The organism is Limnohabitans lacus (assembly GCF_030053395.1).
In the GTDB taxonomy this organism is placed as follows: Bacteria; Pseudomonadota; Gammaproteobacteria; order Burkholderiales; family Burkholderiaceae_C; genus Limnohabitans_A; species Limnohabitans_A lacus.
The window spans coordinates 37735-62524 of sequence record NZ_JASGBH010000008.1 but is presented as its reverse complement, the minus strand read 5'-3'; the positions used below and the strand labels follow the sequence as shown (position 1 = coordinate 62524).

The 24790-nt window shown below is 61.5% G+C and carries 23 protein-coding genes; 18 read left to right on the top strand and 5 right to left on the bottom strand.

What is annotated here, in order from left to right:
• Positions 1–17: 17 nt before the first annotated feature.
• The 4 genes from QLQ16_RS11400 (at position 18) to QLQ16_RS11385 (ending at position 3783) form a co-directional block, all read left to right on the top strand.
• Entirely contained in the window at positions 18–1244 is a 1227-nt protein-coding gene (locus tag QLQ16_RS11400; RefSeq protein ID WP_283224802.1) for a hypothetical protein, read from the top strand.
• The gene (locus QLQ16_RS11395; RefSeq protein ID WP_283224801.1) at positions 1228–1755 is read left to right on the top strand and encodes a thioredoxin domain-containing protein; all 528 of its coding nucleotides are present in this window, start codon (positions 1228–1230) and stop codon (positions 1753–1755) included. Before QLQ16_RS11400 ends, QLQ16_RS11395 begins: the two co-directional genes overlap by 17 nt.
• A gap of 70 nt (positions 1756–1825) precedes the next feature.
• Positions 1826–2542 (top strand): PhaM family polyhydroxyalkanoate granule multifunctional regulatory protein, encoded by a 717-nt coding sequence (locus QLQ16_RS11390; RefSeq protein ID WP_283224800.1) that lies wholly within the window; start codon positions 1826–1828, stop codon positions 2540–2542.
• On the top strand, positions 2539–3783 hold the full coding sequence (locus QLQ16_RS11385; RefSeq protein ID WP_283224799.1) for an FIST signal transduction protein: 1245 nt from the start codon (positions 2539–2541) through the stop codon (positions 3781–3783). The genes QLQ16_RS11390 and QLQ16_RS11385 overlap by 4 nt, the downstream gene beginning before the upstream one ends.
• 36 nt (positions 3784–3819) lie before the next feature.
• On the opposite strand, the gene tgt is transcribed toward QLQ16_RS11385, so the two are convergent.
• Positions 3820–4992, bottom strand: coding sequence for a tRNA guanosine(34) transglycosylase Tgt (gene tgt / locus QLQ16_RS11380; RefSeq protein WP_283224798.1), 1173 nt, complete (start codon positions 4990–4992; stop codon positions 3820–3822).
• Between the two features lie 29 nt (positions 4993–5021).
• Positions 5022–6092 carry a tRNA preQ1(34) S-adenosylmethionine ribosyltransferase-isomerase QueA gene (gene queA / locus QLQ16_RS11375; protein ID WP_283224797.1) on the bottom strand — a complete coding sequence of 357 codons (1071 nt, stop codon included), beginning with the start codon at positions 6090–6092 and terminating at the stop codon, positions 5022–5024.
• A 212-nt stretch (positions 6093–6304) separates the two neighbouring features.
• Here queA and QLQ16_RS11370 point away from each other — a divergent pair, with 212 nt between their 5' ends.
• From QLQ16_RS11370 to ubiA, 6 genes are all read left to right on the top strand, one after another.
• Entirely contained in the window at positions 6305–7300 is a 996-nt protein-coding gene (locus tag QLQ16_RS11370) for an ABC transporter substrate-binding protein (RefSeq protein WP_431310413.1), read from the top strand.
• A 1-nt stretch (position 7301) separates the two neighbouring features.
• Complete coding sequence (locus tag QLQ16_RS11365) at positions 7302–8117, top strand: ABC transporter ATP-binding protein (protein WP_283224796.1); 816 nt, start codon at positions 7302–7304, stop codon at positions 8115–8117.
• A 12-nt stretch (positions 8118–8129) separates the two neighbouring features.
• Complete coding sequence (locus QLQ16_RS11360; protein ID WP_283224911.1) at positions 8130–8966, top strand: ABC transporter permease; 837 nt, start codon at positions 8130–8132, stop codon at positions 8964–8966.
• 33 nt (positions 8967–8999) lie between these two features.
• Positions 9000–11069: an ATP-dependent DNA helicase RecG gene (recG, locus tag QLQ16_RS11355; protein WP_283224795.1), complete on the top strand. Its 2070-nt coding sequence runs from the start codon at positions 9000–9002 to the stop codon at positions 11067–11069.
• 15 nt (positions 11070–11084) lie between these two features.
• Positions 11085–12050 (top strand): LysR substrate-binding domain-containing protein, encoded by a 966-nt coding sequence (locus tag QLQ16_RS11350; RefSeq protein ID WP_283224794.1) that lies wholly within the window; start codon positions 11085–11087, stop codon positions 12048–12050.
• Positions 12051–12177: 127 nt separating this feature from the next.
• On the top strand, positions 12178–13029 hold the full coding sequence (gene ubiA, locus QLQ16_RS11345; RefSeq protein WP_283224793.1) for a 4-hydroxybenzoate octaprenyltransferase: 852 nt from the start codon (positions 12178–12180) through the stop codon (positions 13027–13029).
• A gap of 11 nt (positions 13030–13040) precedes the next feature.
• On the opposite strand, the gene proC is transcribed toward ubiA, so the two are convergent.
• The 3 genes from proC to QLQ16_RS11330 all read right to left on the bottom strand — a co-directional run bounded on the left by proC (position 13041) and on the right by QLQ16_RS11330 (position 16249).
• Positions 13041–13865, bottom strand: a complete 825-nt coding sequence (gene proC, locus QLQ16_RS11340) for a pyrroline-5-carboxylate reductase (RefSeq protein ID WP_283224792.1) — start codon at positions 13863–13865, stop codon at positions 13041–13043.
• Between the two features lie 102 nt (positions 13866–13967).
• Entirely contained in the window at positions 13968–15461 is a 1494-nt protein-coding gene (glpK, locus tag QLQ16_RS11335; protein WP_283224791.1) for a glycerol kinase GlpK, read from the bottom strand.
• A gap of 17 nt (positions 15462–15478) precedes the next feature.
• Positions 15479–16249, bottom strand: coding sequence for a DeoR/GlpR family DNA-binding transcription regulator (locus QLQ16_RS11330; RefSeq protein WP_283224790.1), 771 nt, complete (start codon positions 16247–16249; stop codon positions 15479–15481).
• 163 nt (positions 16250–16412) lie between these two features.
• Between QLQ16_RS11330 and QLQ16_RS11325 the strand changes: the two genes are divergently transcribed.
• From QLQ16_RS11325 to rplN, 8 genes are all read left to right on the top strand, one after another.
• Entirely contained in the window at positions 16413–17489 is a 1077-nt protein-coding gene (locus QLQ16_RS11325; protein WP_283224789.1) for an ABC transporter ATP-binding protein, read from the top strand.
• Complete coding sequence (locus QLQ16_RS11320; RefSeq protein WP_283224788.1) at positions 17489–18565, top strand: ABC transporter ATP-binding protein; 1077 nt, start codon at positions 17489–17491, stop codon at positions 18563–18565. Before QLQ16_RS11325 ends, QLQ16_RS11320 begins: the two co-directional genes overlap by 1 nt.
• Positions 18562–19455, top strand: a complete 894-nt coding sequence (locus tag QLQ16_RS11315; protein WP_053172546.1) for a carbohydrate ABC transporter permease — start codon at positions 18562–18564, stop codon at positions 19453–19455. Before QLQ16_RS11320 ends, QLQ16_RS11315 begins: the two co-directional genes overlap by 4 nt.
• Positions 19448–20260: a carbohydrate ABC transporter permease gene (locus QLQ16_RS11310; RefSeq protein WP_090140298.1), complete on the top strand. Its 813-nt coding sequence runs from the start codon at positions 19448–19450 to the stop codon at positions 20258–20260. The genes QLQ16_RS11315 and QLQ16_RS11310 overlap by 8 nt, the downstream gene beginning before the upstream one ends.
• Before the next feature lies 1 nt (position 20261).
• Positions 20262–20570 carry a DUF2160 domain-containing protein gene (locus QLQ16_RS11305; protein WP_053172542.1) on the top strand — a complete coding sequence of 103 codons (309 nt, stop codon included), beginning with the start codon at positions 20262–20264 and terminating at the stop codon, positions 20568–20570.
• Between the two features lie 93 nt (positions 20571–20663).
• Positions 20664–22397, top strand: a complete 1734-nt coding sequence (locus QLQ16_RS11300) for an ABC transporter substrate-binding protein (RefSeq protein WP_283224787.1) — start codon at positions 20664–20666, stop codon at positions 22395–22397.
• 74 nt (positions 22398–22471) lie between these two features.
• A complete protein-coding gene (locus QLQ16_RS11295; protein ID WP_283224786.1) occupies positions 22472–24040 on the top strand; it encodes a glycerol-3-phosphate dehydrogenase/oxidase in 1569 nt (522 codons plus the stop codon).
• Positions 24041–24419: 379 nt separating this feature from the next.
• Positions 24420–24788, top strand: a complete 369-nt coding sequence (gene rplN, locus QLQ16_RS11290) for a 50S ribosomal protein L14 (RefSeq protein ID WP_053172537.1) — start codon at positions 24420–24422, stop codon at positions 24786–24788.
• Positions 24789–24790: the final 2 nt, after the last annotated feature.

Below are 24790 nucleotides of genomic sequence, written 5' to 3'. Positions count from 1 at the left end.
TCTGGGTCAATCCAACCATGAACTTCTTGAACCGTTGCTGCGCAGTGTTGGGCATTGCGATGACAGGACTGTGCACATGGCCGCAAGCTGTGGCGCAAGACACCGCCAGCAAACCCGCACAGCACGCCCGCCACCAACGCCCGCAACTGGCCACGGGCGCAGCGATTGCGCCCGATGGCCGCTTGTGGGTGGTGGGCTTGAATGCGCAGGCGCAACTCTTTGTGCAAAGCACGCCCTTGGGTGGCACATTGCAGTGGAGCGAAGCACGCATCTTGAACACCGGCTCTGACGCGATTGCCGCCGATGGCGAAAGCCGCCCCAAGATTGAATTTGGCCCGAAGGGCTGGGCCGTGATCAGCTACACCATGCCGCTGGCCAAGCCCTACACAGGCTTCATCCGCATGCTGCGCAGCAGCGATGGTGGGCAAACCTTCAGTGCGCCCTTCACGGTGCACCAGGACCGGCAGGAGATTACCCACCGTTTTGAGTCGGTGGCCTTTGACGCGCAAGGCGTCTTGCACACACTGTGGGTGGACAAGCGCGACCAGCCGCCCAAAGGCTCGGCCCAAAAATATGCAGGCGCTGCGATTTACCGCAACGAGTCCCAAGACGGTGGTCAGACCTTTGGCCCAGATACCAAAGTGGCCGACCACTCTTGCGAGTGCTGCCGCATTGGCTTGGCCCGCAACCCGCAAGGCCAGTTGCAAGCCACATGGCGCCATGTGTTCGACAGCAGCACGCGTGACCATGCTTTTGCCAGCGTAGGGGCGCCCGCCAACCGCATCACCCGCAGCACGCACGACGACTGGCAGATCAACGCTTGCCCGCACCACGGCCCCGGCTTGGCGGCCAATGTGGGGGGGGCGCAAGCGGGTTACCACACCGTTTGGTTTGGTATCCGCAAAGTGAACGGTCAAGACCAAGCCGCTGTGCGCTATGCCCGCTTGAACCCGCAAGGTGAGCCCTTGCCCGACACGGTGCGGGTCTTGCCTGACGCCCGGGCTGAGCACGCCGATGTGCTGGCCGATGGCCAAAACGTGGCCGTGGTCTGGCGCAGCAGCGAAGGCGCTGTGACCTCTCTCAAAGCCTGGCTGTCCACCGATGGCGGGCAGAACTTCACCCTCAAAACCCTGGGTCAAGCCACGGGCTACAACGACCACCCCCGCTTGGCCCAAAGCGGCGCACGCATGGTGGTGGTGTGGCGCAACACACAGGAGACGCAAGTCCATGACCTCCGTTTTTAAATCCACGGTGCTGGCCCTCTGCGCCTCTGCGCTTGGCCTGAGTTCCTCGGCGGTTTTGGCGCAAGCACACCAGCACGCGCACGCGCTAGGACATCCCACCACCGCTGCGCAGCGCACGGTGCTGCCTTTCGATGAGACCACCTGGGCGCATGCCTTGCAACACGGCCCACGCCCTGCGGCTTATTTGTTCACCACCTCGTATTGCAGCACGTGCCCGGCCGCGTTTGCGGTGCTGCACAAGGCGGTGCAACAGCGCAAAGACAAACCCGAACTGAATGCCGTCATGATGGACGTGGCAGGCCCGCAGGCACTGCGCCACGCCACGCACTTCAAGGGCATGACGAAGATGTATGCGTTTGACGGCTTTGAGCCTGCCATCCGTCAGGCGGTGGATCCGGCCTGGCCCAACGTCACGCCCTATGTGGTGCTGGTGGACGCCAAAGGCCAGACCCAAAGGGTGATCGGCCCGCCGCCGCCAGCAATGCTCCAGCGATGGCTGGCCTCTCGGTAAGCTGGGCCAGCGCGCCATCTGAAAGCTTCATCGTTTAAGCTTCGCTCAACACCCCTTCGAGGAGACCCCCATGAGCGACGCATCCGCCTTCGGCTTTGGCAAATTTGTGCCAGGTTTTGACTTCTTGCAAAACCTGTCCAAGACCGCCGCGCAAGCGGCCCCTGCAGCGGGCACGGGCGCCGTGCCCGGCATGGCCAGCTGGGTCGCGCCCACGCTCAGCGTCGAAGAGATCGACAAGCGCATCCAAGAACTCAAGTCGGTGCTGTTCTGGCTGGAGCAAAACACCACGGCGCTCAAGGCGACCATCCAGGCGATGGAGGTGCAGAAAATGACGCTGTCCACCTTGCAAAGCATGAACGTGAGCATGGCCGATTTGGCCAAGGCCTTCACGGCCAAGCCGCCCGCTCAGCCTGCGGCAGAGCCTGCACCAGCGCCTCAAGCTGCACCACAAGCTGCACCCGAGCCAGAACCCGAACCCGAAGAGGCGCCACAAGAATCCGCAACCGAAAAACCCGCGGCCAAGCCTGCGGTGGACCCGATGCAGTGGTGGGGTGCTTTGACCCAGCAGTTCCAAGACATTGCCGCTGCCGCCGTGAAAGACGTGGCCGCAGAAGCCATGAAGGCTGGCATGACGGCCAAATCGGCCAACAAATCAGGCAGCAAAACCGCCCCAGCGAAGAAGGCGCCAGCGGCCAAAAAAGCGCCTGCCCAAAAAGCCACCAGCGCCAAGAAGCCCGCGGCCAAAGCGGCGTCTCGCCAAGCCGCCCCCAAGCGCAAGACCCCATGAAGCTGTTCCCCTACGGCCACGCCACCCACCCGCAGTGGCGCATGGCCGCAGGCTTGGTGTTGGCCCAGCTGCGGGCGCAAATGACCTTGCCCGACTACGCCCCTGAGCCTCGGCTGGCGCTGGTCTACATCACCGACCATTACGCCCAAGATGCGCAAGCCGTGCTCGACCATTTGCGCCAGGCGCTGCCCGAAGTCACCGACTGGGCCGGCACGGTGGGCGTGGGCATCGCGGTCAACAACGCCGAATACTTTGACGAGCCAGCGCTGGCCGTGATGCTGTGCAATGTGGCACCCGCGCACTACCGCGTGTTTTCGGGCGTCTCGCCCTTGCCGGCCGATTGGGCCGATGCCGCGCTGGTGCATGCCGATCCTGCCACGCCCGATCTGGCCGAGCTGATCACCGAGATGGCTGGGCGCACCCAGCAGGGCTATGTGTTTGGCGGCTTGACCTCCAGCCGCACCCGCAGTGTGCAGTTCGCCATCAGCGCTGACCAGCCGCAAACGCTGGCAGCCGGGGGCGTGTTTGAAGGCGGTTTGAGTGGCGTGGCCTTTTCTTCGCGGGTGGGTTTGCTGTCGCGCGTCACGCAAGGCTGCCAGCCCATTGCAGCCGAGCACGAAGTCACCGAGGCCGACCGCCATGTGGTGCTCAAGCTCGATGGCCAGCCCGCACTCGATGTGATGCTGGACGCGTTGAAGATCAGCCTGAGCGAGCCGCAAAAAGCCATCCCTGTGGTGCGCTCAACCTTGGTGGGCTTGAGTCCTGCCGGGCAGTCTGGCGTGGGCCGCGCAGGCAATTTAGGCAATGATGTGTTGGTTCGCCACATCGTGGGCCTGGACCCGATGCGCCAAGGCGTGGCCGTGGCCGAACACCTGGCGCCCGGCATGCGGCTGACGTTTTGCCAGCGCAATGTGCACGCTGCCCGTGCCGATCTGGTGCGGGTGTGCGCCGAAATTCGCGAAGAGCTCGAACCCGAGATGCTGTCGATCGAAGCCATCAACGCCTTCAGCGACGACCCCGTGCCCACCCTGCCACAAGCAGGCAAGCGCATCGCAGGCGCGGTCTATGTCAGCTGTACTGGCCGGGGCGGCCCCCACTTTGGCGGGCCGAGTGCCGAGCTGCAAATCATCCGCCACGCCCTGGGTGACGTGCCCCTGGTGGGCTTTTTTGCCGCTGGCGAGATCGCGCGGCACCACCTGTATGGCTACACCGGTGTGCTCACGGTGTTCACCACCGATTGAATGGGGTAGTCGGACCTGAATGTCCGACCTGCGTGGTCAGACGCCGCGTGCGCGGTCGCTCTTGAACTGTGCCCGGAATTGCGAGAACTGGCCCGCGTCCAGCGACTCGCGCACTTCGCGCATCAGGTTCAGGTAGTAGTGCAGGTTGTGGATGGTGGTCAGCATGGGGCCGAGCATTTCGCCGCAGCGGTCCAGGTGGTGCAAGTAAGCGCGGCTGAAACCATCACGTCCGCCTTGGTCCCAAGACACGCCGGATGCACCTGCGCAGGCATGGCAGGTGCAAGTGCTGTCCAATGGTTGTGGGTCGGTTTTGTGGCGGGCGTTGCGCAGCTTCAGGTCGCCATAGCGGGTGAAGACCGTGCCGTTGCGGGCGTTGCGGGTGGGCATCACGCAGTCGAACATGTCCACGCCATCGGCCACGCCTTGCACCAGGTCTTCGGGCGTGCCCACGCCCATCAGGTAGCGCGGTTTGTTCGCAGGCAGGCGGTGGGGCGTGTGCGCCATGATCTGCAGCATCAGGTCCTTGGGCTCGCCCACGCTCACGCCGCCGATCGCGTAACCCGGAAAGTCCATTTCCACCAAAGCATCGAGCGATTCCTGGCGCAGGTTTTCAAACATGCCGCCTTGCACAATGCCAAACAGCGCGTTGGGGTTTTCCAAGCGTGCAAATTCGTCTTTGGAACGCACGGCCCAGCGGCGGCTCATTTCCATCGACTTGCGGGCTTCGGCTTCGGTCGTCAGGTGTCCCTTGGTCTCGTAAGGCGTGCACTCGTCGAGCTGCATCACGATGTCCGAGTTCAAGATCGTCTGGATCTGCATGCTCACTTCGGGCGACATGAAGAGCTTGTCGCCGTTCACGGGGCTGGCAAAGGTCACGCCTTCTTCGGTGATCTTGCGCATCTCGCCCAGCGACCAGACTTGAAACCCGCCCGAGTCGGTCAGGATGGGTTTGTCCCACTTTTCAAACTGGTGCAGGCCGCCAAAGCCTTTCATGATGTCCAGACCCGGGCGCATCCACAAATGGAAGGTGTTGCCCAAAATGATCTGCGCGCCCATCTCGTGCAGGCTGCGCGGCATCACGCCTTTGACGGTGCCGTACGTCCCGACCGGCATGAAGATCGGCGTTTGCACCACGCCATGGTTCAGGGTCAGCGTGCCGCGGCGGGCGTGGCTGGAGGGGTCGGTTTTGAGCAGGTCGAATTGGAGCATGGCAAGGATTGTAGGGATCGGTTGGGGCTTCAGAGCTGCGGTGTGCGTGTCAGCAGCATCGCATCCCCATAGCTGAAGAAGCGGTATTGCTTGGCAATCGCATGCCGATACAGCCCCATGATGTGCTCATACCCCGCAAAGGCGCTCACCAGCATCATCAGCGTGCTTTTGGGCAGGTGAAAGTTGGTAATCAGTCGGTCCACCACTTTGAATTCAAACCCTGGTGTGATGAAGATCTGTGTGTCACCGCTGGCTTGGCCGAACTTGGCCCACGACTCCAGCGTGCGCACGGTGGTTGTGCCCACCGCCACCACTTGGCCGCCACGTGCTTTGCAGTCGGCAATGGCCTTTTGTGTGGCTTCGGGCACCTCGTACCACTCGCTGTGCATGGTGTGCTCGGCGATGTTCTCGGTCTTGACGGGCTGGAAGGTGCCCGCACCCACATGCAGCGTCACGCTGGCGCGCTTCACGCCACGTGCTTCCAGCGCGGCCAGCAAGGCCTCGTCAAAGTGCAGCGCGGCGGTGGGCGCTGCCACCGCGCCTGGTGCTCGCGCGAACACGGTCTGGTAGCGCTGTGCGTCTTCTGCGGTGTCGGTGTGTTCGATGTAGGGCGGCAAGGGCACATGGCCGTGCTTTTCCATCAGTGCATGCGGCTCGTCGCTCAGTTGCAAGTGAAACAACTGACCGTTTTCATCGGGCCAACGGCCCAACAGAGTGGCGTCAAAACCGCCGTTGTGCGCGCCGCCCATCATGAACATCTTGCCGCCGACCAGGGGCTTTTTGCTGACCTTCATGTGCGCTACCACCTGGTGGCCGGGCAGCACGCGCTCGATCAGCAATTCGAGTTTGCCGCCCGTGGATTTCTCGCCAAAGATGCGTGCCTTGACCACCTTGGTGTCGTTGAAGACCAGCAAGTCGCCGGGGTTCAAAAGGCCTGGTAGCGCCTTGAAGATGCGGTCGACAAGCGCAGGCGATGAGCCGTCGAGCAAGCGAGAGCCGCTGCGCTCTGCGGCAGGGTGCTGAGCAATCAGTTCGGTGGGGAGTTCGAAGTCGAAGTCACTGAGGGTGAATTCGCGGGGGGAGGAAACTGAGGCAGTCATGCTTCAGGGCCGGACAGGCCCGTTCGAAGTTGAAGAAGGACGTGATTTTCTCACGTTCAAATGGGGGGTTGGTCCGTTCAAGTGCGTCAATGGACGAGGGAATGCACGGGCACTTGGATTAGACTGCATGCGCAACCATCCAGTGCCTTGGCTGGGCCTCATTCGGAGACAAGAAAATGCCCTTCACCCGCCGTGACTTCATGGTCGGCAGCATGGCCGCCACCGCTTTGCCCCAACTGGCCCAAGCGCAAGCGCTTGAAAAGCCCAAGCTCACCATCGCCGTGGGCGGCAAGAACCTGTTTTATTACCTGCCCCTGACCATTGCCGAGCAGCTGGGCTACTTCAAGGCCGAAGGCCTGGACGTGACCATCGTGGACTTTGCGGGCGGCTCGCGTGCCTTGCAGGCGGTGGTGGGCGGCAGTGCCGACGTGGTCTCGGGCGCGTTTGAGCACACCATCAACATGCAGTTCAAGGGCCAGCCCATGCGGGCCTTCGTGTTGCAGGGCGCGGCGCCCCAGATCGTGCTGGGTGTGAATCCCAAGACCCTGCCCAACTTCAAAACGGTGGCGGACTTGAAGGGCAAAAAAATCGGCGTCACAGCGCCAGGCAGCTCCACCAATGTGCTGGCCAACTTCGTGTTGGCCAAAGCGGGTCTCAAGCCCAGCGATGTGAGCTTTGTGGGCGTGGGGGCAGGCAGCGGCGCCGTGGCCGCTATGCGCGCCGGGCAGATCGATGCCATGAGCAATCTGGACCCGGTCATCACCCTCTTGACCCGTTCGGGCGACATGAAAATCGTGACCGACACGCGCAACATGGCCGAGGCCGAAAAGGTGTTTGGCGGGCCCATGCCAGCCGGGTGCCTGTATGCGCCCCAGCCTTTCCTGGACAAACACCCCCACACCGCGCAAGCGCTGGCCAATGCCATGGTTCGAGCCAACAAATGGATTCAGCAAGCCGGGGGCGGAGACATCATCAAGGCCGTGCCCGAGAGCTATTTGCTGGGCGACCGGGCGGTTTACATCGAAGGTTTTTTGGCTGCCAAGCAAGCCATGTCGGTGGACGGCAGCTTCCCGGCCAAGGGCGCAGAGACCGCCTTCAGGGCGCTGGCCAGTGTGGACGACAAACTGGCTGCCGCCAAGTTGAACCTGAACGCGGTCTACACCAACGACTTCGTGAAAAAAGCCAACGCCAAATACCCCAAGGGCTGATGTGAACCTGCCATCGATCGCGCTGCAGGGTGTGGCCTGCACCTTTGTCAGCCCCGATGCGCCGGGGCAGCGCTACACCGCTGTGGAAAACGTGTCGCTCACGGTGGCCGATGGCGAGTTCGTCAGCGTGGTGGGCCCCACCGGTTGCGGCAAGAGCACCTTGCTCAACATGGCGGCCGGTTTGTTGCAGCCAAGCCAAGGCTCGGTCCACATTTATGGCGAACCCTTGACGGGGGTGAATGCCCGCGCGGGCTACATGTTCCAAGCCGAAAGCCTGATGCCTTGGCGCACCGCTTTGCAAAACGTGATGGCGGGGCTGACCTTTCGCGGTGTGGACAAAAGCACCGCACAAGCGCAGTCCGAAGATTGGCTGCGCCGTGTGGGCCTGGGCGGCTTTGGCGACCGTTATCCGCACCAAATGAGCGGCGGCATGCGCAAGCGTGCCAGCCTGGCGCAGACCCTGGTGATGGACCCGGACATCATCTTGATGGACGAGCCCTTTTCTGCGCTCGACATCCAAACCCGTCAGCTGATGGAAAACGAGTTGCTGGCGCTTTGGCAGTCCAAAAAGAAGTCGGTGCTGTTCATCACGCACGACCTGGACGAAGCCATTGCCATGAGCGACCGTGTGGTGATCTTGAGTGCGGGGCCCGCGTCGCACCCGATTGGCGAATTCACCATCGATTTGCCGCGCCCGCGCGATGTGGCTGAAATCAAAATGACACCCCGCTTCATGGAACTGCACCAGGCCATCTGGGCGGTGCTGCGCGAAGAAGTGCTCAAGGGCTACCAACAACAACTGCAAAAAGCGAACTGAGTGTCCCCCATGATGTCCACTGTTTGGAACCTGATCAAACCCCGCAAAGCCACATTGCGCCTGTGGCAGTTGGGCTTGCTGGTGCTCTTGTTTGTGGTCTGGCATGTGCTGACGCAGCCGGGGCTGATCCCGCCCTTCATGTTCGACAACGACCGGCAAGCGGCGTTTTTCTTTGGCGAGCCGGTGCAGATATTTGAACGCATCTGGACTTGGTTTGTGGGCGATGCCAACATCTACCAGCACCTGGGCATCACGCTCATCGAGACCCTGCTGGCGTTTGCCATTGGCGCGAGCACGGGGCTCTTGGGCGGCTTGTGGCTGGCGCTCTCGCCCATGGCCTCGGCCATTTTGGAGCCCTACATCAAGGCGCTCAACGCCATGCCCCGCATCATCTTGGCGCCGATTTTTTCGGTGTGGTTTGGTTTGGGCATCGGCTCCAAAGTGGCGCTGGGCGTGACGCTGGTGTTTTTCATCGTGTTCTTCAATGTGTACCAAGGCGTCAAGGAAGTCAGCCCCGTGGTGCTGGCCAATGCCCGCATGTTGGGCGCCAGCCAGCGCCAGTTGCTGCGCCACGTGTACCTGCCCAGCGCCACCAGTTGGGTGTTCAGCTCGCTGCACACCTCGGTGGGCCTGGCCTTTGTGGGCGCCGTGGTGGGCGAGTACCTGGGCTCCAGCCAAGGCGTGGGCTACTTGATCCTGCAAGCCGAAGGCAGTTTCGACATCAACACCGTCATGGCCGGCATCCTGGTGCTGACGGTCTTTGCCCTGGCCATCGACGCTTTGGTGGGCCTCATCGAAAAGCGTTTGATGAAGTGGCAGCCCAAGGTGGGCGAGACCGAAAAGCTGTGAACGGTGGGCCTGGCTTCGCGGCACAATCACCCCATGCCCGCCAAGCCTGCTGCCACCCCCGCCAAAACGCTGTCTGCGCCTCAAAAAGCGCTGATCAAGCTGGGCTTGGTGCGTGACATCGATCTGGCTTTGCACCTGCCTTTGCGTTACGAGGACGAGACCCGCATCGTCAAGCTGCGCGATGTGCGCGAGGGCGATACCGCGCAGATCGAGGCCACCGTCACGGCTTGCGAGATCTCCATGCGGCCGCGCCGCCAGCTGCTGGTGACGGTGGACGACGGCTCAGACACCTGTGTGATGCGGTTTTTCAGTTTCTACCCCTCGCAGCAAAAGGCGCTGGCGGTGGGCAACCGCATCCGGGCGCGTGGCGAGGTGCGTGGCGGATTCATGGGCCTGACCATGATGCACCCCAGCTTCAAGGCGGCAGGCGGCACTTTGGCCGAGGCCCTGACGCCGGTGTACTCCACAGTGGCCGGACTGGCGCAACCGTATTTGCGTCGCGCCGTGATCAATGGTCTGAACCATGCGGACCTGAGCGAGACCTTGCCCCCCGGCATCGCTTGGCCGGACCGCCGTGGCGCCTTGTCGCTGCGCGAGGCCTTGCAGTTCTTGCACCACCCCACGCCCGATGTGTCGCTCGCCGCCCTCGAGGACCGCAGCCATCCGGCTTGGATTCGCCTCAAATGCGAGGAGTTGCTGGCCCAGCAGTTGTCGCAGCTGACGGCCAAGCGCGAGCGCGATTTGTTGCGCGCCCCCGCCCTGAAGCACCAAGCCCAGGGTTTGTATGGCCAGCTGCTCAAGGCATTGCCTTTTGGCCTCACGAATGCCCAGCAGCGCGTGGGCCGTGAGATCGCTCAAGACCTGGCCCGCCAGGTGCCCATGCACCGCTTGCTGCAAGGCGATGTGGGTGCGGGCAAAACGGTGGTCGCGGCGCTTGCGGCCATGGTGGCGGTCGATGCCGGTTGGCAATGCGCCCTGATGGCCCCCACTGAAATTTTGGCCACCCAGCACTTTGCCAAGCTGGTGGGCTGGCTGGAGCCTTTGGGCGTCAAGGTCGCTTGGCTGATTGGCAGCCAGAAGAAGAAAGAACGCGCGGCCATGTTGGCGATGATCGAGTCGGGCGAAGCCGCGCTGGTGGTGGGCACCCACGCGGTGATTCAGGAGCACGTCAAGTTCAAAAATTTGGCGCTGGCCGTGATCGACGAGCAGCACCGCTTTGGTGTGGCGCAGCGCCTGGCGCTGCGCGGCAAGATGCAAGAAGGCGGCATGGAGCCGCACATGCTGATGATGACGGCCACGCCCATTCCGCGCACCCTGGCCATGAGCTATTACGCCGACTTGGATGTGTCGGTGATTGACGAGCTGCCGCCCGGGCGCACGCCCATCGTCACGCGGGTGGTGTCGGACCACCGCCGCCACGAGGTGGTCGAGCGCATCGGGGCGCAGCTGCAGCAAGGCCGGCAGGTGTATTGGGTCTGCCCGCTGATCGAAGAAAGCGAAGCGCTGGACCTGACCAACGCGACGCAAACCCATGCCGACCTGAGCGAGGCGCTGCCGGGCGTGATGGTGGGCCTGCTGCACTCGCGCATGCCCGTGGCCGAAAAAAAGGCGGTGATGGACCTGTTCACCGCAGGTGTCATGGGTGTGCTGGTCAGCACCACGGTGATCGAGGTGGGGGTGGATGTGCCCAATGCCTCGCTGATGGTGATCGAGCATGCCGAGCGCTTTGGCCTCTCCCAGTTGCACCAGTTGCGCGGCCGGGTGGGGCGCGGTGCGGCGGCGTCGGCCTGTGTGCTGCTGTACGGCACGCCCGAAGGCGGGCGCTTGAGCGAGACTGCGCGTGAGCGCTTGCGCGCCATGGTCGAGACCAACGACGGTTTCGAGATCGCCCGGCGCGATCTAGAGATCCGGGGGCCCGGCGAGTTTTTGGGGGCACGCCAGTCGGGTGCGCCCTTGCTGCGCTTTGCCGATTTGGAGACGGACACGCCCTTGCTGGAGTGGGCCCGCGCCTTGGCGCCGCAGATGCTGGACCAGCACCCGCACTTGGCCGAGCGCCACATAGGCCGCTGGTTGGGCGGGAAATCCGAGTACCTCAAAGCTTGATGTTCCAATACGGCCATGACCCTGACCGAACTCAAATACATCGTGGCCGTGGCCCGCGAAAAACACTTTGGCAAGGCCGCTGAGGCCTGTCACGTGTCGCAGCCCACCCTGTCGCTGGCGATCAAGAAGCTCGAAGAAGAGCTGGACATGAAGATCTTCGAGCGCAGCGCAAGCGAAGTGTCGGTCACGGCACTGGGTGACGAGGTGGTGCGCCAAGCGCAAAGCGTGCTGGAGCAGGCCGCCGAGATCAAAGAAATCGCCAAGCGTGGCAAAGACCCGCTGTCTGGCCCTTTGCGGCTGGGCGTGATCTACACCATCGGCCCTTATTTGTTGCCTGATCTCGTGCGCCAGGTGATCACACGCACACCGCAGATGCCGCTCATGCTGCAAGAGAACTTCACAGTGCGTTTGCTGGAGATGCTGCGCACCGGCGAGATCGATTGCGCGATCTTGGCCGAGCCTTTTCCGGACACGGGACTGGCCCAAGCGCCGCTGTACGACGAGCCCTTTGTGGCGGCCTTGCCGCGCGCGCACCCTTTGGCGGGAGAGGCTTCGCTGACCACCGACCAGCTCAAGGACGAAACCATGCTGCTCTTGGGCAATGGGCATTGCTTTCGCGACCATGTGCTCGAGGTGTGTCCGGAGTTCGCGCGGTTTTCCAGCCGCACCGAGGGCATCCGAAAAAGCTTTGAAGGCTCGTCGCTGGAGACCATCAAGCACATGGTGGCCGCCGGCATGGGCGTGACCTTGGTGCCGCGTTTGTCGGTGCCCGAAGAGGCTTGGGCCCAGCCCGATAAGAAGTCGGTCAATGGCGATGCCCATGTGCGCTATCTGCCCATCGTCGATCCGCATGGCGGCCTGCCGCCCACGCGCCGTGTGGTGTTGGCCTGGCGGCGCAGCTTCACCCGCTATGAGGCGATCGCTGCTTTGCGCAATGCGGTGTATGCCTGCGCCTTGCCCGGCGTGACGCGCCTGTCGTGACTTCCCCGCAGGTCGGCGGCTTCAGCCCCGAAAGGTGAGTGAGCCGCACGGGTCTTTGTCGAGGCTGAAGCGCCGACCTACAAGGCTCGCTGTACGGCCGCTGCATTGGGACGCGGATAATTGCGCCATGACCGAGAAAATCAAGCTGTACCTGGATTTGATCCGCTGGAACCGGCCTGCGGGCTGGTTGTTGTTGCTCTGGCCTTCGCTGGCGGCTTTGTGGGTGGCGGCAGGCGGCTTTCCGGGCTGGCATTTGATCGCGGTGTTTACCTTGGGCACCATCCTCATGCGCAGCGCGGGCTGTTGCATCAACGATGTGGCCGACCGTGACTTTGACAAGCACGTCAAGCGCACGGCCAACCGCCCCGTCACCAGTGGCCGCATCGGCACCCAAGAAGCTTTGGCTGTGGGGGCGGTGCTGGCGCTGTGCGCGTTTGGTTTGGTGCTGACGACCAACAGCGTCACCATCGCTTGGTCTTTCGCGGCCTTGGCCGTGACCTTGGCGTACCCGTATGCCAAGCGTTATGTCTCCATGCCGCAAGCGGTGCTGGGCGTGGCCTTCAGTTTCGGCATCCCGATGGCGTTTGCTGCTGTGCAGGGGCAGGTGCCTGCATTGGCTTGGGCACTGCTGGTGGGCAATCTGTTTTGGGTCTTGGCTTACGACACCGAATACGCCATGGTGGACCGCGACGATGACTTGAAGATCGGCATGAAGACCTCGGCCATCACCTTGGGCGAGCACGATGTGCCCGCCATCATGAGTTTTTATGGCGCGTACCTGGCCATCTGGGCGTGGCTTTTGAACGCGCCTGAGCAAGGGCTGGGGTTCTGGCTGGCCTTGGCGGTCTCGGCAGGCCAAGTGGTCTGGCACCACAGCTTGATCCGCCAGCGCAGCCGCGAGGGCTGCTTCAAAGCCTTTCGACTGAACCACTGGCTGGGCTTCAGCGTTTTTGTGGGCGTGGTGTTGTCCTTGACCTGAGCCCTATTCGCTCAGGCTTTGCCGAACTCGTCACCCAACTCGCCAGCCCGCACCTGAGCGGCTTGCATGGCTTTGATGAAGGCGGGTTTGATGCCTGCAGCCTCCATGGCGGTGAGTGCTGCGTAGGTGGTGCCACCCTTGGAAGTGACCCGCTGGCGCAGCACTTCGGGGGATTCGGTCGATGCTGCCGCCAAAGACGATGCACCCGAAAATGTGGCCACCGCGAGTTGGTAGGCTTGTGCCGCGCTCAAGCCCATGCCCACACCGGCTTCGGTCATGGCCTCGAGGAAATAAAACACATAGGCCGGACCTGAGCCCGACAAGGCGGTCACCGCGTCCAGTTGGGATTCTTCTGCAACCCACAGGTATTGCCCCGTGGTGCCGATGACTTGCTCCACCAGCTGTTGGTCGGCCGCCGTGACGCTGGCGCAAGGAAACAGCGCGGTCATGCCTTGGCCCACCAGTGCGGGTGTGTTGGGCATGCAGCGCACCACCCGATCGGTGCCCACCCAGCGGCAGATGCTGTCGGTGCGGATGCCTGCGGCCACCGACAGGTGCAGCGCCTTGCTGGTGTGCGCCATGACGGGGGCGGCCGCTTCGCTGAAGATTTGGGGTTTGACCGCCCAGACCACAAGGTCTGCCCGTGCCAGCGCCGGGCCTGCCGAGGGCAGTGCCGTGATGCCAAAGTCCTTGAGCAGCTTGGCGGCCGTGTCAGCAAAGGGCTCGACCACGGTGATCTGTGTGGGTTTCATGCCTTGGCGGATCAGGCCGCCGATGATGGCGCTGGCCATGTTGCCGCCGCCGATGAAGGCGATGTGTTGTGAGGAGTGAGACATGGGATGTTCAGTCGTGTGCTTTGTGGGACGGGCTAGGCGCTTGGCACCCGGCGAGGGGACTCGGAATTGTCGCTGCTTATGCAGGGGTGCTGAACGAGGGGGTCACCGGGCAGTGGCCTGACGTACAGCCCGCTCCCAGCGGTCCATGCGCTCTTGGGCCTGTTCTCTGGGCAAGGTGGGGTAGAAGGTGCGGTCGGCGCGCCACTGCTGGCTCAATTCCTCCAAGCTGTTGTACACGCCAGCGTGCAGACCAGCCAGATAGGCGGCGCCCAGGGCGGTGGTTTCGGTCACGGCAGGGCGCACCACCGGAATGCCCAGCAAGTCGGCCTGGATTTGCATCAAGAGGTCGTTGACGCAAGCGCCGCCGTCCACGCGCAATTCGGTCACGGCCACGCCGCCACCGGCCACGGCGTCGCGGTTCATGCTGTGCAGCAGGGCAGCGCTTTGGAAGGCGATGCTTTCGAGTGCGGCGCGTGCAATGTGGGCCACGGTGGAGCCTCGCGTGAGCCCGACAATGGCGCCGCGGGCTTCGGCGTCCCAATAAGGCGCGCCTAGGCCGGTGAAGGCGGGCACGAACATGACGCCCCCGGCGTCGGGCACGCTGTGGGCCAGACCTTCGACCTCGCCGCTGCTGGAGATGGCCCGCAGGCCGTCGCGCAGCCACTGCACCACGGCGCCACCAATGAAGACGCTGCCTTCGAGTGCGTATTGCGGGGTGCTGGAGGCCTGAGCGGCCGAGGTGGTGATCAGGCCGTTTTGGCTGCGCTGAAAGGTGTTGCCGGTGTGCATGAGCATGAAGCAGCCGGTGCCATAAGTGTTTTTGGCCATGCCGGGGGTGAAGCAGGCCTGGCCGAACAAGGCGCTTTGCTGGTCACCGGCCACACCGCCAATGGGCAAGCTGGCGCCCAGCAGCGCGGCTGTGGTGTCGCCAAAGTGGGCACTGGAGGGCAAGACCCGAGGCATGAGCGCGTCAGGGATGTTCAGCAAATTGAGCAACTCGCTGTCCCAGGTGTTGGTGTGGATGTTCAGCAGCATTGTGCGGGCGGCGTTGCTCACATCGGTGACATGCGAGCGGCCATCGGTGAGCTTCCAGATCAGCCAGCTGTCGACTGTGCCAAAGGCCAGCTCGCCTTGTTCGGCCAGGGCTCTGGCGCCTGGTACTTGGTCCAGGATCCATTGCAGTTTGGTGCCAGAAAAATAGGCGTCGATGCGCAGCCCGGTTTTGCTCAGCACCGTGTCTTCGTGGCCTTGTACGCGCAAGGCGGCGCAGGTGGGTTCGGCGCGGCGGTCTTGCCAGACGATGGCGTTGTAAATCGGCTCTCCCGTGCGGCGGTTCCACACCACGGTGGTCTCGCGCTGGTTGGTGATGCCGATGGCCGCCATGTCGCTGGCCTTGAGCTCGGCTTTGGCCAGCACTTCATGCACGGTGGCCAGCTGCGAGGACCAGATTTCCTGCGGGTCGTGCTCGACCCAGCCGGGTTGGGGGTAAATCTGCCGGAACTCGCGCTGGGCCATGGCCACCACTTGGCCGTCCTGGTCAAACACGATGCTGCGTGAGCTGGAGGTGCCCTGGTCCAGGGCGAGGAGGTAGCGCATGAAAAATCCTCAGAGGGTCATTGGAGGGCGGCCGTGACGCATTCCACATGGGCTTGTGTCATGAGGTCGGTAAAACTGGCGGGGGGGGCTTCGTCGGTGAATAGCACGTCAATGTCGCGCAAGTGGCCCAGCTCGACCATGGCCGGGCGGTTGAATTTGCTGTGGTCTGCGGCCAGCCAGACTTCGCGGGCATGTTCAATGATGGTGCGGGCCACCTTGACTTCGCGGTAGTCGTAGTCGCGCAGGGTGCCGTCGGCTTCGATGCCGCTGATGCCAATCAGGCCAATGTCGACCTTGAACTGGCGAATGAAGTCCACCGTGGCTTCGCCCACGATGCCTTGGTCGCTGCCGCGCACGAGCCCCCCGGCCACGATGACTTCGCAGTCGCGGTGTGTGCTCATCAGCGCGGCGATGTGCAAGTTGTTGGTGATGATGCGCAAGCCCCTGTGGTTGTGCAGTTCATGGGCTACGGCTTCGATGGTGGTGCCGATGTTCATGATCAGCGAACAGCCGTTGGGTATGCGCTGGGCCATGGCTTTGGCGATGCGCAGCTTGCCTGCCGATTGCATGGCCTGGCGTTGGCGGTAAGCAATGTTTTCGGTGGTGGAGCCGGGCAGGCGTACGCCGCCATGAAAGCGGGTGAGCAAACCGGCTTCGGCCAAGCGCTGCACATCGCGGCGCACGGTTTGCAAGGTCACCCCAAAACGTTCGGCCAGGGCTTCGATGGTCACGGGGCCTTGTGATCGAACGGCATCGATCAGGGTTGATTGTCGGGGGTTCAAATCCATGGTGTTTTCAGTCAATAGGGCGTATTCGAACATAAACGAACATATATAAAGGGGTATACAGGGTAAATACGGGCTATAAAAAAACTCAAGCGAACAATAAAATCCGTGAAGCGAAAAAAAATGGAACTCAAATGATCCTGAATTCTCAACACGGAGATGCGCCATGCAACTGAGCCTGGAAGGGGTGGGTAAGTCCGTCTCGGGCCATGTTCATCTGTATCCGCAAAACCTGGCGCTGCATCCAGGGCAGGTCACGGTCTTGCTGGGTGCAACGCAGGCGGGCAAGACCAGTTTGATGCGCATCATGGCCGGGCTGGACACGCCCACGCATGGCCGCGTGCGGGTGGATGGGCAAGATGTGACGGGCGTGCCGGTGCGCCGCCGCGATGTGGCCATGGTGTACCAGCAGTTCATCAATTACCCGTCGATGACGGTGTTTGACAACATTGCTTCACCCCTGAAATTGCGTGGGCAAAAAGATGTGGCCCAACGGGTGCATGAGCTGGCGGCCAAGCTGCACATCGAGATGTTTTTGCAGCGCCTGCCCGCAGAGTTGTCGGGCGGGCAGCAGCAGCGGGTGGCTTTGGCGCGGGCCTTAGCCAAAAATGCGCCGCTGATGCTGCTGGACGAGCCGCTGGTGAATCTGGACTACAAGCTGCGCGAGGAGTTGCGCGAAGAGTTGACGCAGTTGTTTGCCACAGGCGATTCGACGGTGGTCTATGCCACCACCGAACCGGCCGAGGCCTTGCTGTTGGGGGGCTACACCGCTGTCTTGCACCAAGGACACTTGTTGCAATACGGCCCGACTGCCGAGGTGTTTCATCAGCCGGCCTCCATCCAGGTGGCCAGCGCATTCAGTGACCCGCCCATGAACCTGTTGCCTGCGCAGACCAGCGCCACGGGGGTGGTCTTGCCGGGTGGTTTTGAGCTGCCCTTGGCCTTGCCAGCTTCGGCACCGAAAGACGTGGTTTTGGGCGCACGCGCCAGCGCCTTGCGTGTGCAGGGGGAGCCGGGTGATCTGCAATTGCCGGGCGTGGTCGAGCTGGCAGAGATTTCCGGCTCGGACACCTTTGTGCATGCCAAGACCCCGGTGGGCAATCTGGTGGCGCAACTCACGGGTGTGCACGACTTCAAACTGGGGGCACACATCCATTTGTTTTTGCAGCCTTCGCAGGTGTATGTGTTTGATGCTGCAGGCCCCTTGGTGATGGCGCCTGTGCGCAAGGGGAGGGCGATCTGATGGCTCAAATTGAATTGGACTTGGCACATGCCTACAAACCGAATCCACAGGTGGAGACGGATTACGCCTTGCTGCCCCTGAAGATGACGTTCCGTGATGGCGGGGCCTATGCCTTGCTGGGGCCTTCGGGTTGCGGCAAAACCACCATGCTCAACATCATGTCGGGGCTGGTGGTGCCCTCGCAAGGCACGGTGAAGTTTGACGGGGTCGATGTCACGCGCAGCAGCCCGCAAGCGCGCAACATTGCGCAGGTGTTCCAGTTTCCGGTGATCTACGACACCATGACGGTGGCGCAAAACCTGGCGTTTCCGCTCAAAAATCGCCAGGTGCCCGCCGATCAAATCCGCCAGCGCGTGGGCCAAATTGCCGAAATGCTGGACATGAGCCACCAACTGGACATGCGCGCAGCGGGTTTGTCGGCCGACCAGAAGCAAAAAATATCACTGGGTCGAGGGCTGGTGCGCTCGGACGTGTCGGCCGTGCTGTTTGATGAGCCGCTGACGGTGATCGACCCGCACCTGAAATGGCAGCTGCGGCGCAAGCTCAAGCAGATTCACCATGAACTCAAGCTCACGCTGATCTATGTCACGCACGACCAGGTTGAGGCGCTGACTTTTGCCGAAGAGGTGGTGGTCATGACGCGCGGCAAGGCGGTGCAGGTCGGCTCGGCAGAGGCCTTGTTCGAGCGTCCGGCGCACACCTTTGTGGGGCATTTCATCGGTTCGCCCGGCATGAATTTTTTACCAGCGCAAGCGTTTGGGGGCGATTTGAGCGTGCAAGGCCAAGCGGTGCAGGTGCCGCAAGGCTTGGCGGTGCCCGAAGGCGACCTCAAGCTGGGCATTCGGCCGGAATACCTGGCTGTATCCGCGGTGGCCGAGGCGGGCACTTTGGCCGCCTCGGTGCGCCAGGTGCAAGACATCGGCACTTACCAAATGGTCACTTGCGATGTGGCGGGCGTCATGCTGAAAGTGCGCTTGGCACCACAAACGCAGGCGCCGCAGGTGGGGGCTCAGGTGTTTTTGCGTGTGTTGGGGCCGCACACCTGCTTTTACAAAAATGAGGAGCTGGTGGCATGAACGCGACTGAAAAACCCGTCAATCAAAAAGCCTGGTGGCTGGTGTTGCCTGTCTTGGTGTGTGTGGCGTTTTCAGCCATCCTGCCCCTGATGACGGTGGTCAACTACTCGGTGCAAGACATTATTTCGCCCGAACGCCGGGTGTTTGTGGGCACCGAGTGGTTTGCCGCCGTGATGCGCGACGAAGAGTTGCACGGCGCCCTGTGGCGGCAGCTGAAGTTCTCGCTGGCCGTGCTGGCGGTGGAAATTCCGCTGGGCATTGCACTGGCGCTGTCCATGCCCGCACAGGGCTGGAAGTCTTCGGCCGTGCTGGTGCTGGTGGCCTTGTCGCTGCTGATACCGTGGAACGTGGTGGGCACCATCTGGCAAATTTATGGCCGCGCCGACATCGGTTTGATGGGCCACACCTTGCAGGCTTTGGGGTTTGACTACAGCTACACGGGTGATCCGGTTCACGCCTGGTTGACGGTGTTGATCATGGATGTGTGGCACTGGACACCGCTGGTGGCTTTGCTGGCTTTTGCGGGTTTGCGCAGCATTCCCGATGCCTATTACCAGGCTGCCCGCATCGATGGCGCCAGCAAGTTTGCGGTGTTCCGTTACATCCAGCTGCCCAAGATGCGCGAGGTGCTGATGATTGCGGTGTTGCTGCGCTTCATGGACAGTTTCATGATTTACACCGAGCCTTTCGTGCTGACCGGTGGCGGCCCCGGCACTGCGACCACCTTCTTGTCGCAGTACCTGACGCAAAAGGCTGTGGGGCAGTTTGACCTAGGGCCAGCGGCGGCGTTTTCGCTGATCTATTTCCTCATCATCTTGCTGCTGTGCTTTGTCCTCTACAACTGGATGCAAAGCCTGGGCGCAGCCCACAAGGAGCACGCACATGCATGAACAGCGTTTTCACAAGCGGTCGATTTTTCTGGCCGCCTACATCGTCTTTGCCTTGCTGCCCATCTACTGGATGGTCAACATGAGCTTCAAGACCAATGAGGAAATCCTGTCGAGTTTTTCCTTGTGGCCACAACATTTCACCTGGGGCAACTACCTGACGATCTTCACCGATCCGTCCTGGTACTCGGGCTACATCAACAGCCTGATTTATGTGGCCATCAACACGGTAATTTCGGTGTCGGTGGCCTTGCCTGCGGCTTATGCGTTTTCACGCTACCGCTTTTTGGGCGACAAGCACATCTTCTTTTGGCTGTTGACCAACCGCATGACGCCGCCTGCCGTGTTTTTGCTGCCGTTTTTTCAGCTCTACACCACGCTGGGCCTGATGGACACGCACATTGCCGTGGCCATGGCGCATTTGTTGTTCAACGTGCCCCTGGCAGTGTGGATTCTGGAAGGCTTCATGAGCGGCATTCCGCGCGAAATTGACGAAACGGCCTACATCGACGGCTACAGTTTTCCGCGCTTTTTCGTGATGATTTTCTTGCCGCTCATCAAGGCCGGGGTGGGCGTGGCCGCTTTCTTTTGCTTCATGTTCTCGTGGGTGGAGTTGCTTTTGGCACGCACCCTGACCAGCGTGAATGCCAAACCGATTGTGGCCACCATGACGCGCACCGTGAGTGCCTCGGGCATGGACTGGGCCACGTTGGCGGCAGCTGGTGTGCTGACCATCGTTCCGGGGGCCATCGTGATCTGGTTTGTCCGGCATTACATCGCCAAAGGCTTTGCCATGGGAAGGGTTTGACATGTTTGACTGGATGGTCTGGACCACGCCTGTGGCCGTTTTCTTCTCGTGCATCGGGCTGATGCTGGTGGGCATGACGGTGTGGGAAATCAAGTCCCCCACCGTGATGCGCAAGGGCTTTTTGCCCATGGCCACCACCCGCGGTGACCGCTTGTTCATCGGTTTGCTGGGGGCGGCCTACATCAACCTGGCGTTTGTGGGCGTGGCCGGTTGGCTGACCGAGCTGATGTCGCTGGACAGTGAGCCCAGCGTGTGGATCAGCCTGGGGCTGTCCATCGTCTGGTTGCTGGGCGTCATGCGCAAGGGCTGATTCGTTTTTTCCGAAATTGTGGCCCGGAGTTTCCCCGGGGGCCGCACTACTTTGTGTTTGTAGCCGGGGAACTCACACCTTTGAGGAGACATCATGAAATTGCGCTATTCCATTTTGGCCGTTTCGGCGGCCCTGGCTCTGGGCTCGAATGTGGCCTGGTCTGACGAGGCGGCAGCCAAGCGTTGGGTCGATTCTGAGTTCCAGCCGTCCACTTTGAACAAAGACCAGCAGTTGGCGGAGATGAAGTGGTTCATCGACGCGGCCAAGAAACTTCAGGCCAAGGGCGTGAAGGAAATCTCGGTGGTGTCAGAGACCATCACCACCCACGAATACGAGTCCAAAACACTGGCCAAGGCCTTCAGCGAAATCACGGGCATCAAGGTCAAGCATGACCTGATTCAAGAGGGTGACGTGGTTGAAAAGCTGCAAACATCCATGCAGTCCGGCAAGTCGATTTATGACGGCTGGATCTCTGACTCTGACCTGATCGGTACCCATTACCGCTACGGCAAGATCCTCAACCTGACGGATTACATGACCGGTGCGGGCAAAGAGTGGACCAACCCCGGCCTGGACCTGAAGGATTTCATCGGTACCAAGTTCACCACTGGCCCCGATGGCAAGCTGTATCAGTTGCCCGACCAGCAGTTTGCCAACCTGTACTGGTTCCGCGCCGACTTGTTTGACCGCAAGGATTTGAAAGACAAGTTCAAGGCCAAATATGGCTACGACCTGGGCGTGCCCTTGAACTGGAGCGCTTATGAAGACATTGCCGAGTTTTTCACCAATGACGTGAAAAACATCGACGGCAAGGCGATTTATGGCCACATGGACTACGGCAAGAAAGATCCCTCTTTGGGCTGGCGCTTCACCGATGCCTGGTTGTCCATGGCGGGTACCGCCGACATTGGCGCGCCCAACGGCTTGCCGATTGACGAGTGGGGCATTCGCGTGGCCGACGACAAGTGCACGCCGGTGGGCGCATCGGTGTCTCGCGGCGGTGCCACCAACTCGCCTGCAGCGGTCTATGCGCTGACCAAGTACGTGGACTGGATGAAGAAATACGCGCCCAAGGAGGCCTCGGGCATGACCTTCGGTGAGGCCGGTCCTGTGCCAGCACAAGGTCAGATTGCGCAGCAGATCTTCTGGTACACCGCCTTCACGGCCGACATGACCAAGCCAGGTCTGCCCGTGGTGAACGCTGACGGCACACCCAAGTGGCGCATGGCCCCCGGCCCCAACGGCCCTTACTGGAAGCAAGGCATGCAAAACGGCTACCAAGATGTGGGCAGCTGGACCTTCTTCAAAAACCATGATGCCAACCGCACGGCTGCAGCCTGGCTGTACGCCCAGTTCGTGACGGCCAAAACAGCCAGCCTGAAGAAGACTCTGGTGGGCTTGACACCGATCCGTGAATCCGACATCCAGAGCAAGGCCATGACTGACATGGCGCCCAAGCTCGGGGGTCTGGTCGAGTTCTACCGCAGCCCGGCCCGTGTGGCCTGGTCACCTACAGGCACCAACGTGCCCGATTACCCCAAGCTGGCCCAGCTGTGGTGGCAAAACGTGGCGCAGGCTGTGACGGCTGAAAAGACCCCCCAGCAGGCCATGGACAACCTGGCTGAGCAAATGGACCAGGTCATGGGCCGTCTGGAACGTGCGGGTATGGAGCGTTGCGCGCCCAAGCTCAACAAGAAGGAAGACCCCGCCAAGTGGCTCAGCGACAAGCAGGCCCCCTGGAAGAAGTTGGCCAATGAGAAGCCCAAGGGCCAAACCATTGCCTATGACCAGTTGCTGAGCGCCTGGAAGAGTGGCCGCGCTCGCTGATCGCCTTCGGGCCTGAGAGTTGTTCCCCAACTGCCCTGTGGTCACCCGACCACAGGGCCTTGAATGTCTTGACTATGAAACGCGCTGAACTGCTGAGCACTCTGGGCACGCACCCGACCTATGACCTGGTGGTCGTCGGTGGCGGGGCGACAGGTCTGGGGGTGGCTCTGGATGCAGTTTTGCGCGGTTTCTCGGTGCTGTTGCTGGAGTCGCATGACTTTGCCGGGGGCACATCGTCGCGGTCCACCAAATTGCTGCATGGCGGGGTGCGCTACCTGGCGCAGGGCAATATTGCTTTGGTACGTGAAGCGCTGGCCGAGCGTGCCGCCGTCTTGAAACTGGCGCCCCACCTGGCCCAGCCATTGCCCTTTGTGATGCCTTCTTATAAGTGGTGGCAGACGCCGTTTTATGGCTTGGGGTTGAAACTTTACGATGTATTGGCGGGTAAAGCAGGCCTGGGTCAGACCGAGTGGCTCAGTGCTCAGGAAACCCTGGCGGCATTGCCAGGTCTTCAATCTCGAGGTTTGAAGGGCGGCGTCAAGTACTGGGATGGCCAGTTTGACGATGCCCGGCTGGCGCTGGCCTTGGCGCGCACGATTGAACGTGCGGGTGGGCAGTTGCTCAATTACATGAATGTGGCGCGTGTGCACGGCTTGCCTGCGGTGCTGGCAGATGGTGCGCGCTTTGAGCTGTCTTTGACAGATCAGCGGCAAGCAGGTGCTTACCGTGTGTTTGCCCGCTCTGTGGTCAATGCGGCGGGGGTATGGGTGGACGCTGTGCGCCAACAATCCCTGCTCGATTCCGGGCAGGCCATGCCCGAGCGGATAGTGAGTGCAAGCCAAGGCGTGCATCTGGTGGTCAGCCGTGATTTCATGCCAGGGCGGCATGCCTTGCTGGTGCCCAAAACCCAGGACGGCCGGGTCTTGTTTGCCGTGCCCTGGATGGGTGCATTGATCCTGGGGACCACCGACACCCCCAGGCAGGATTTGCCGCGAGAGCCCCAGGCCTTTGAGGCTGAGTTGGAATTCATTTTGAGTGAGGCGAGCAAGGTGCTGAGTCGCCCGGTCACGCGCAGTGATGTGCAAAGCATGTGGGTGGGTTTGCGGCCCTTGGTGGGATCGAATCAGGCCAAAGCTGGCACCAAGAGTTTGTCGCGTGAGCACACCATCGTGACCGATGACAATGGCTTGATCACGGTCACCGGTGGCAAATGGACCACCTACCGCTCCATGGCCGAAGACGTCATGCAGGCGTGTTTTGAGGCAGGGGTTTTGCCCCGGCAAGAGGGCCAGTCCAGTCATAGCCATGTCTTGTTCGGAGCTTTGGCAAACCGCAATGGCTTGGCGGTGTGTGATCCGCCGGGCTGGCATTTGTACGGTAGTCAAGAAGCTGAGGTGCGTGCCTGTCCGGGCGCTGAGCACGAACTGGGTCTGGGCCTGACGGAGGCCATGGTCCGTTATGCGGCGCGGCATGAATACGCCTGGACCGTCGAGGATGTGTTGGCGCGGCGCTGGCGGGCCTTGTTTCTGGATGCGCGTCAGGCTATGGCCATGGCGCCAGAGGTGGCGCGCATATTGACTGAAGAAACCGGACAAGGCGCTCATTTGACCGATTTCATGGCCTTGTCTCAGAAATACCACTGAAGACCCCAATAACCGAAAAACGTCAACCCGTGCTGGCGGCAAACCCTGGCGTGACCGGATGCCCACCCAGGGTGCCTGTTACGGGTGTAAGTCGGTCAAATAAAAGCCTGACGACCCCCGACCCCCGACCCCCGACGCACAGCCCGTACGGCCATTTGAAACCCTACAAGATCGAATATTTGCAGAAATACTTCAATAAAGTGTTGCCTCATCGGTATTTTTCAGACATAATCGAGGGCTTCGCTTTGCAAAAAGCGTAAGTATCTGCCCAAACAGAAGCGCTGCGAGTGGTTCGCGGTGTGAATGACGGGTCCAAGACTGATTTCTGTTGGTTGGCTGTAAGGCTGGCTGGCAAGAAATACAAGTTGGGAATAAAGAAATGATCCAGACAGAAACTCGGTTGGATGTGGCCGACAACACCGGCGCCAAGTCCGTGCTGTGCATCAAGGTGCTCGGCGGGTCCAAGCGTCGCTATGCAAGTGTTGGCGACATCATCAAGGTGAGCATCAAAGAAGCCGCTCCACGTGGCCGCGTCAAAAAAGGCGAGGTTTACAGTGCAGTGGTCGTTCGTACAGCCAAGGGCATCCGCCGCGGCGATGGCTCGCTCGTTAAGTTTGATGGCAACGCTGCAGTGTTGCTGAACGCAAAGTTGGAGCCTATCGGCACCCGCATCTTCGGCCCCGTGACGCGTGAACTGCGTACCGAGAAGTTCATGAAGATCGTGTCCTTGGCTCCTGAAGTACTGTAAGG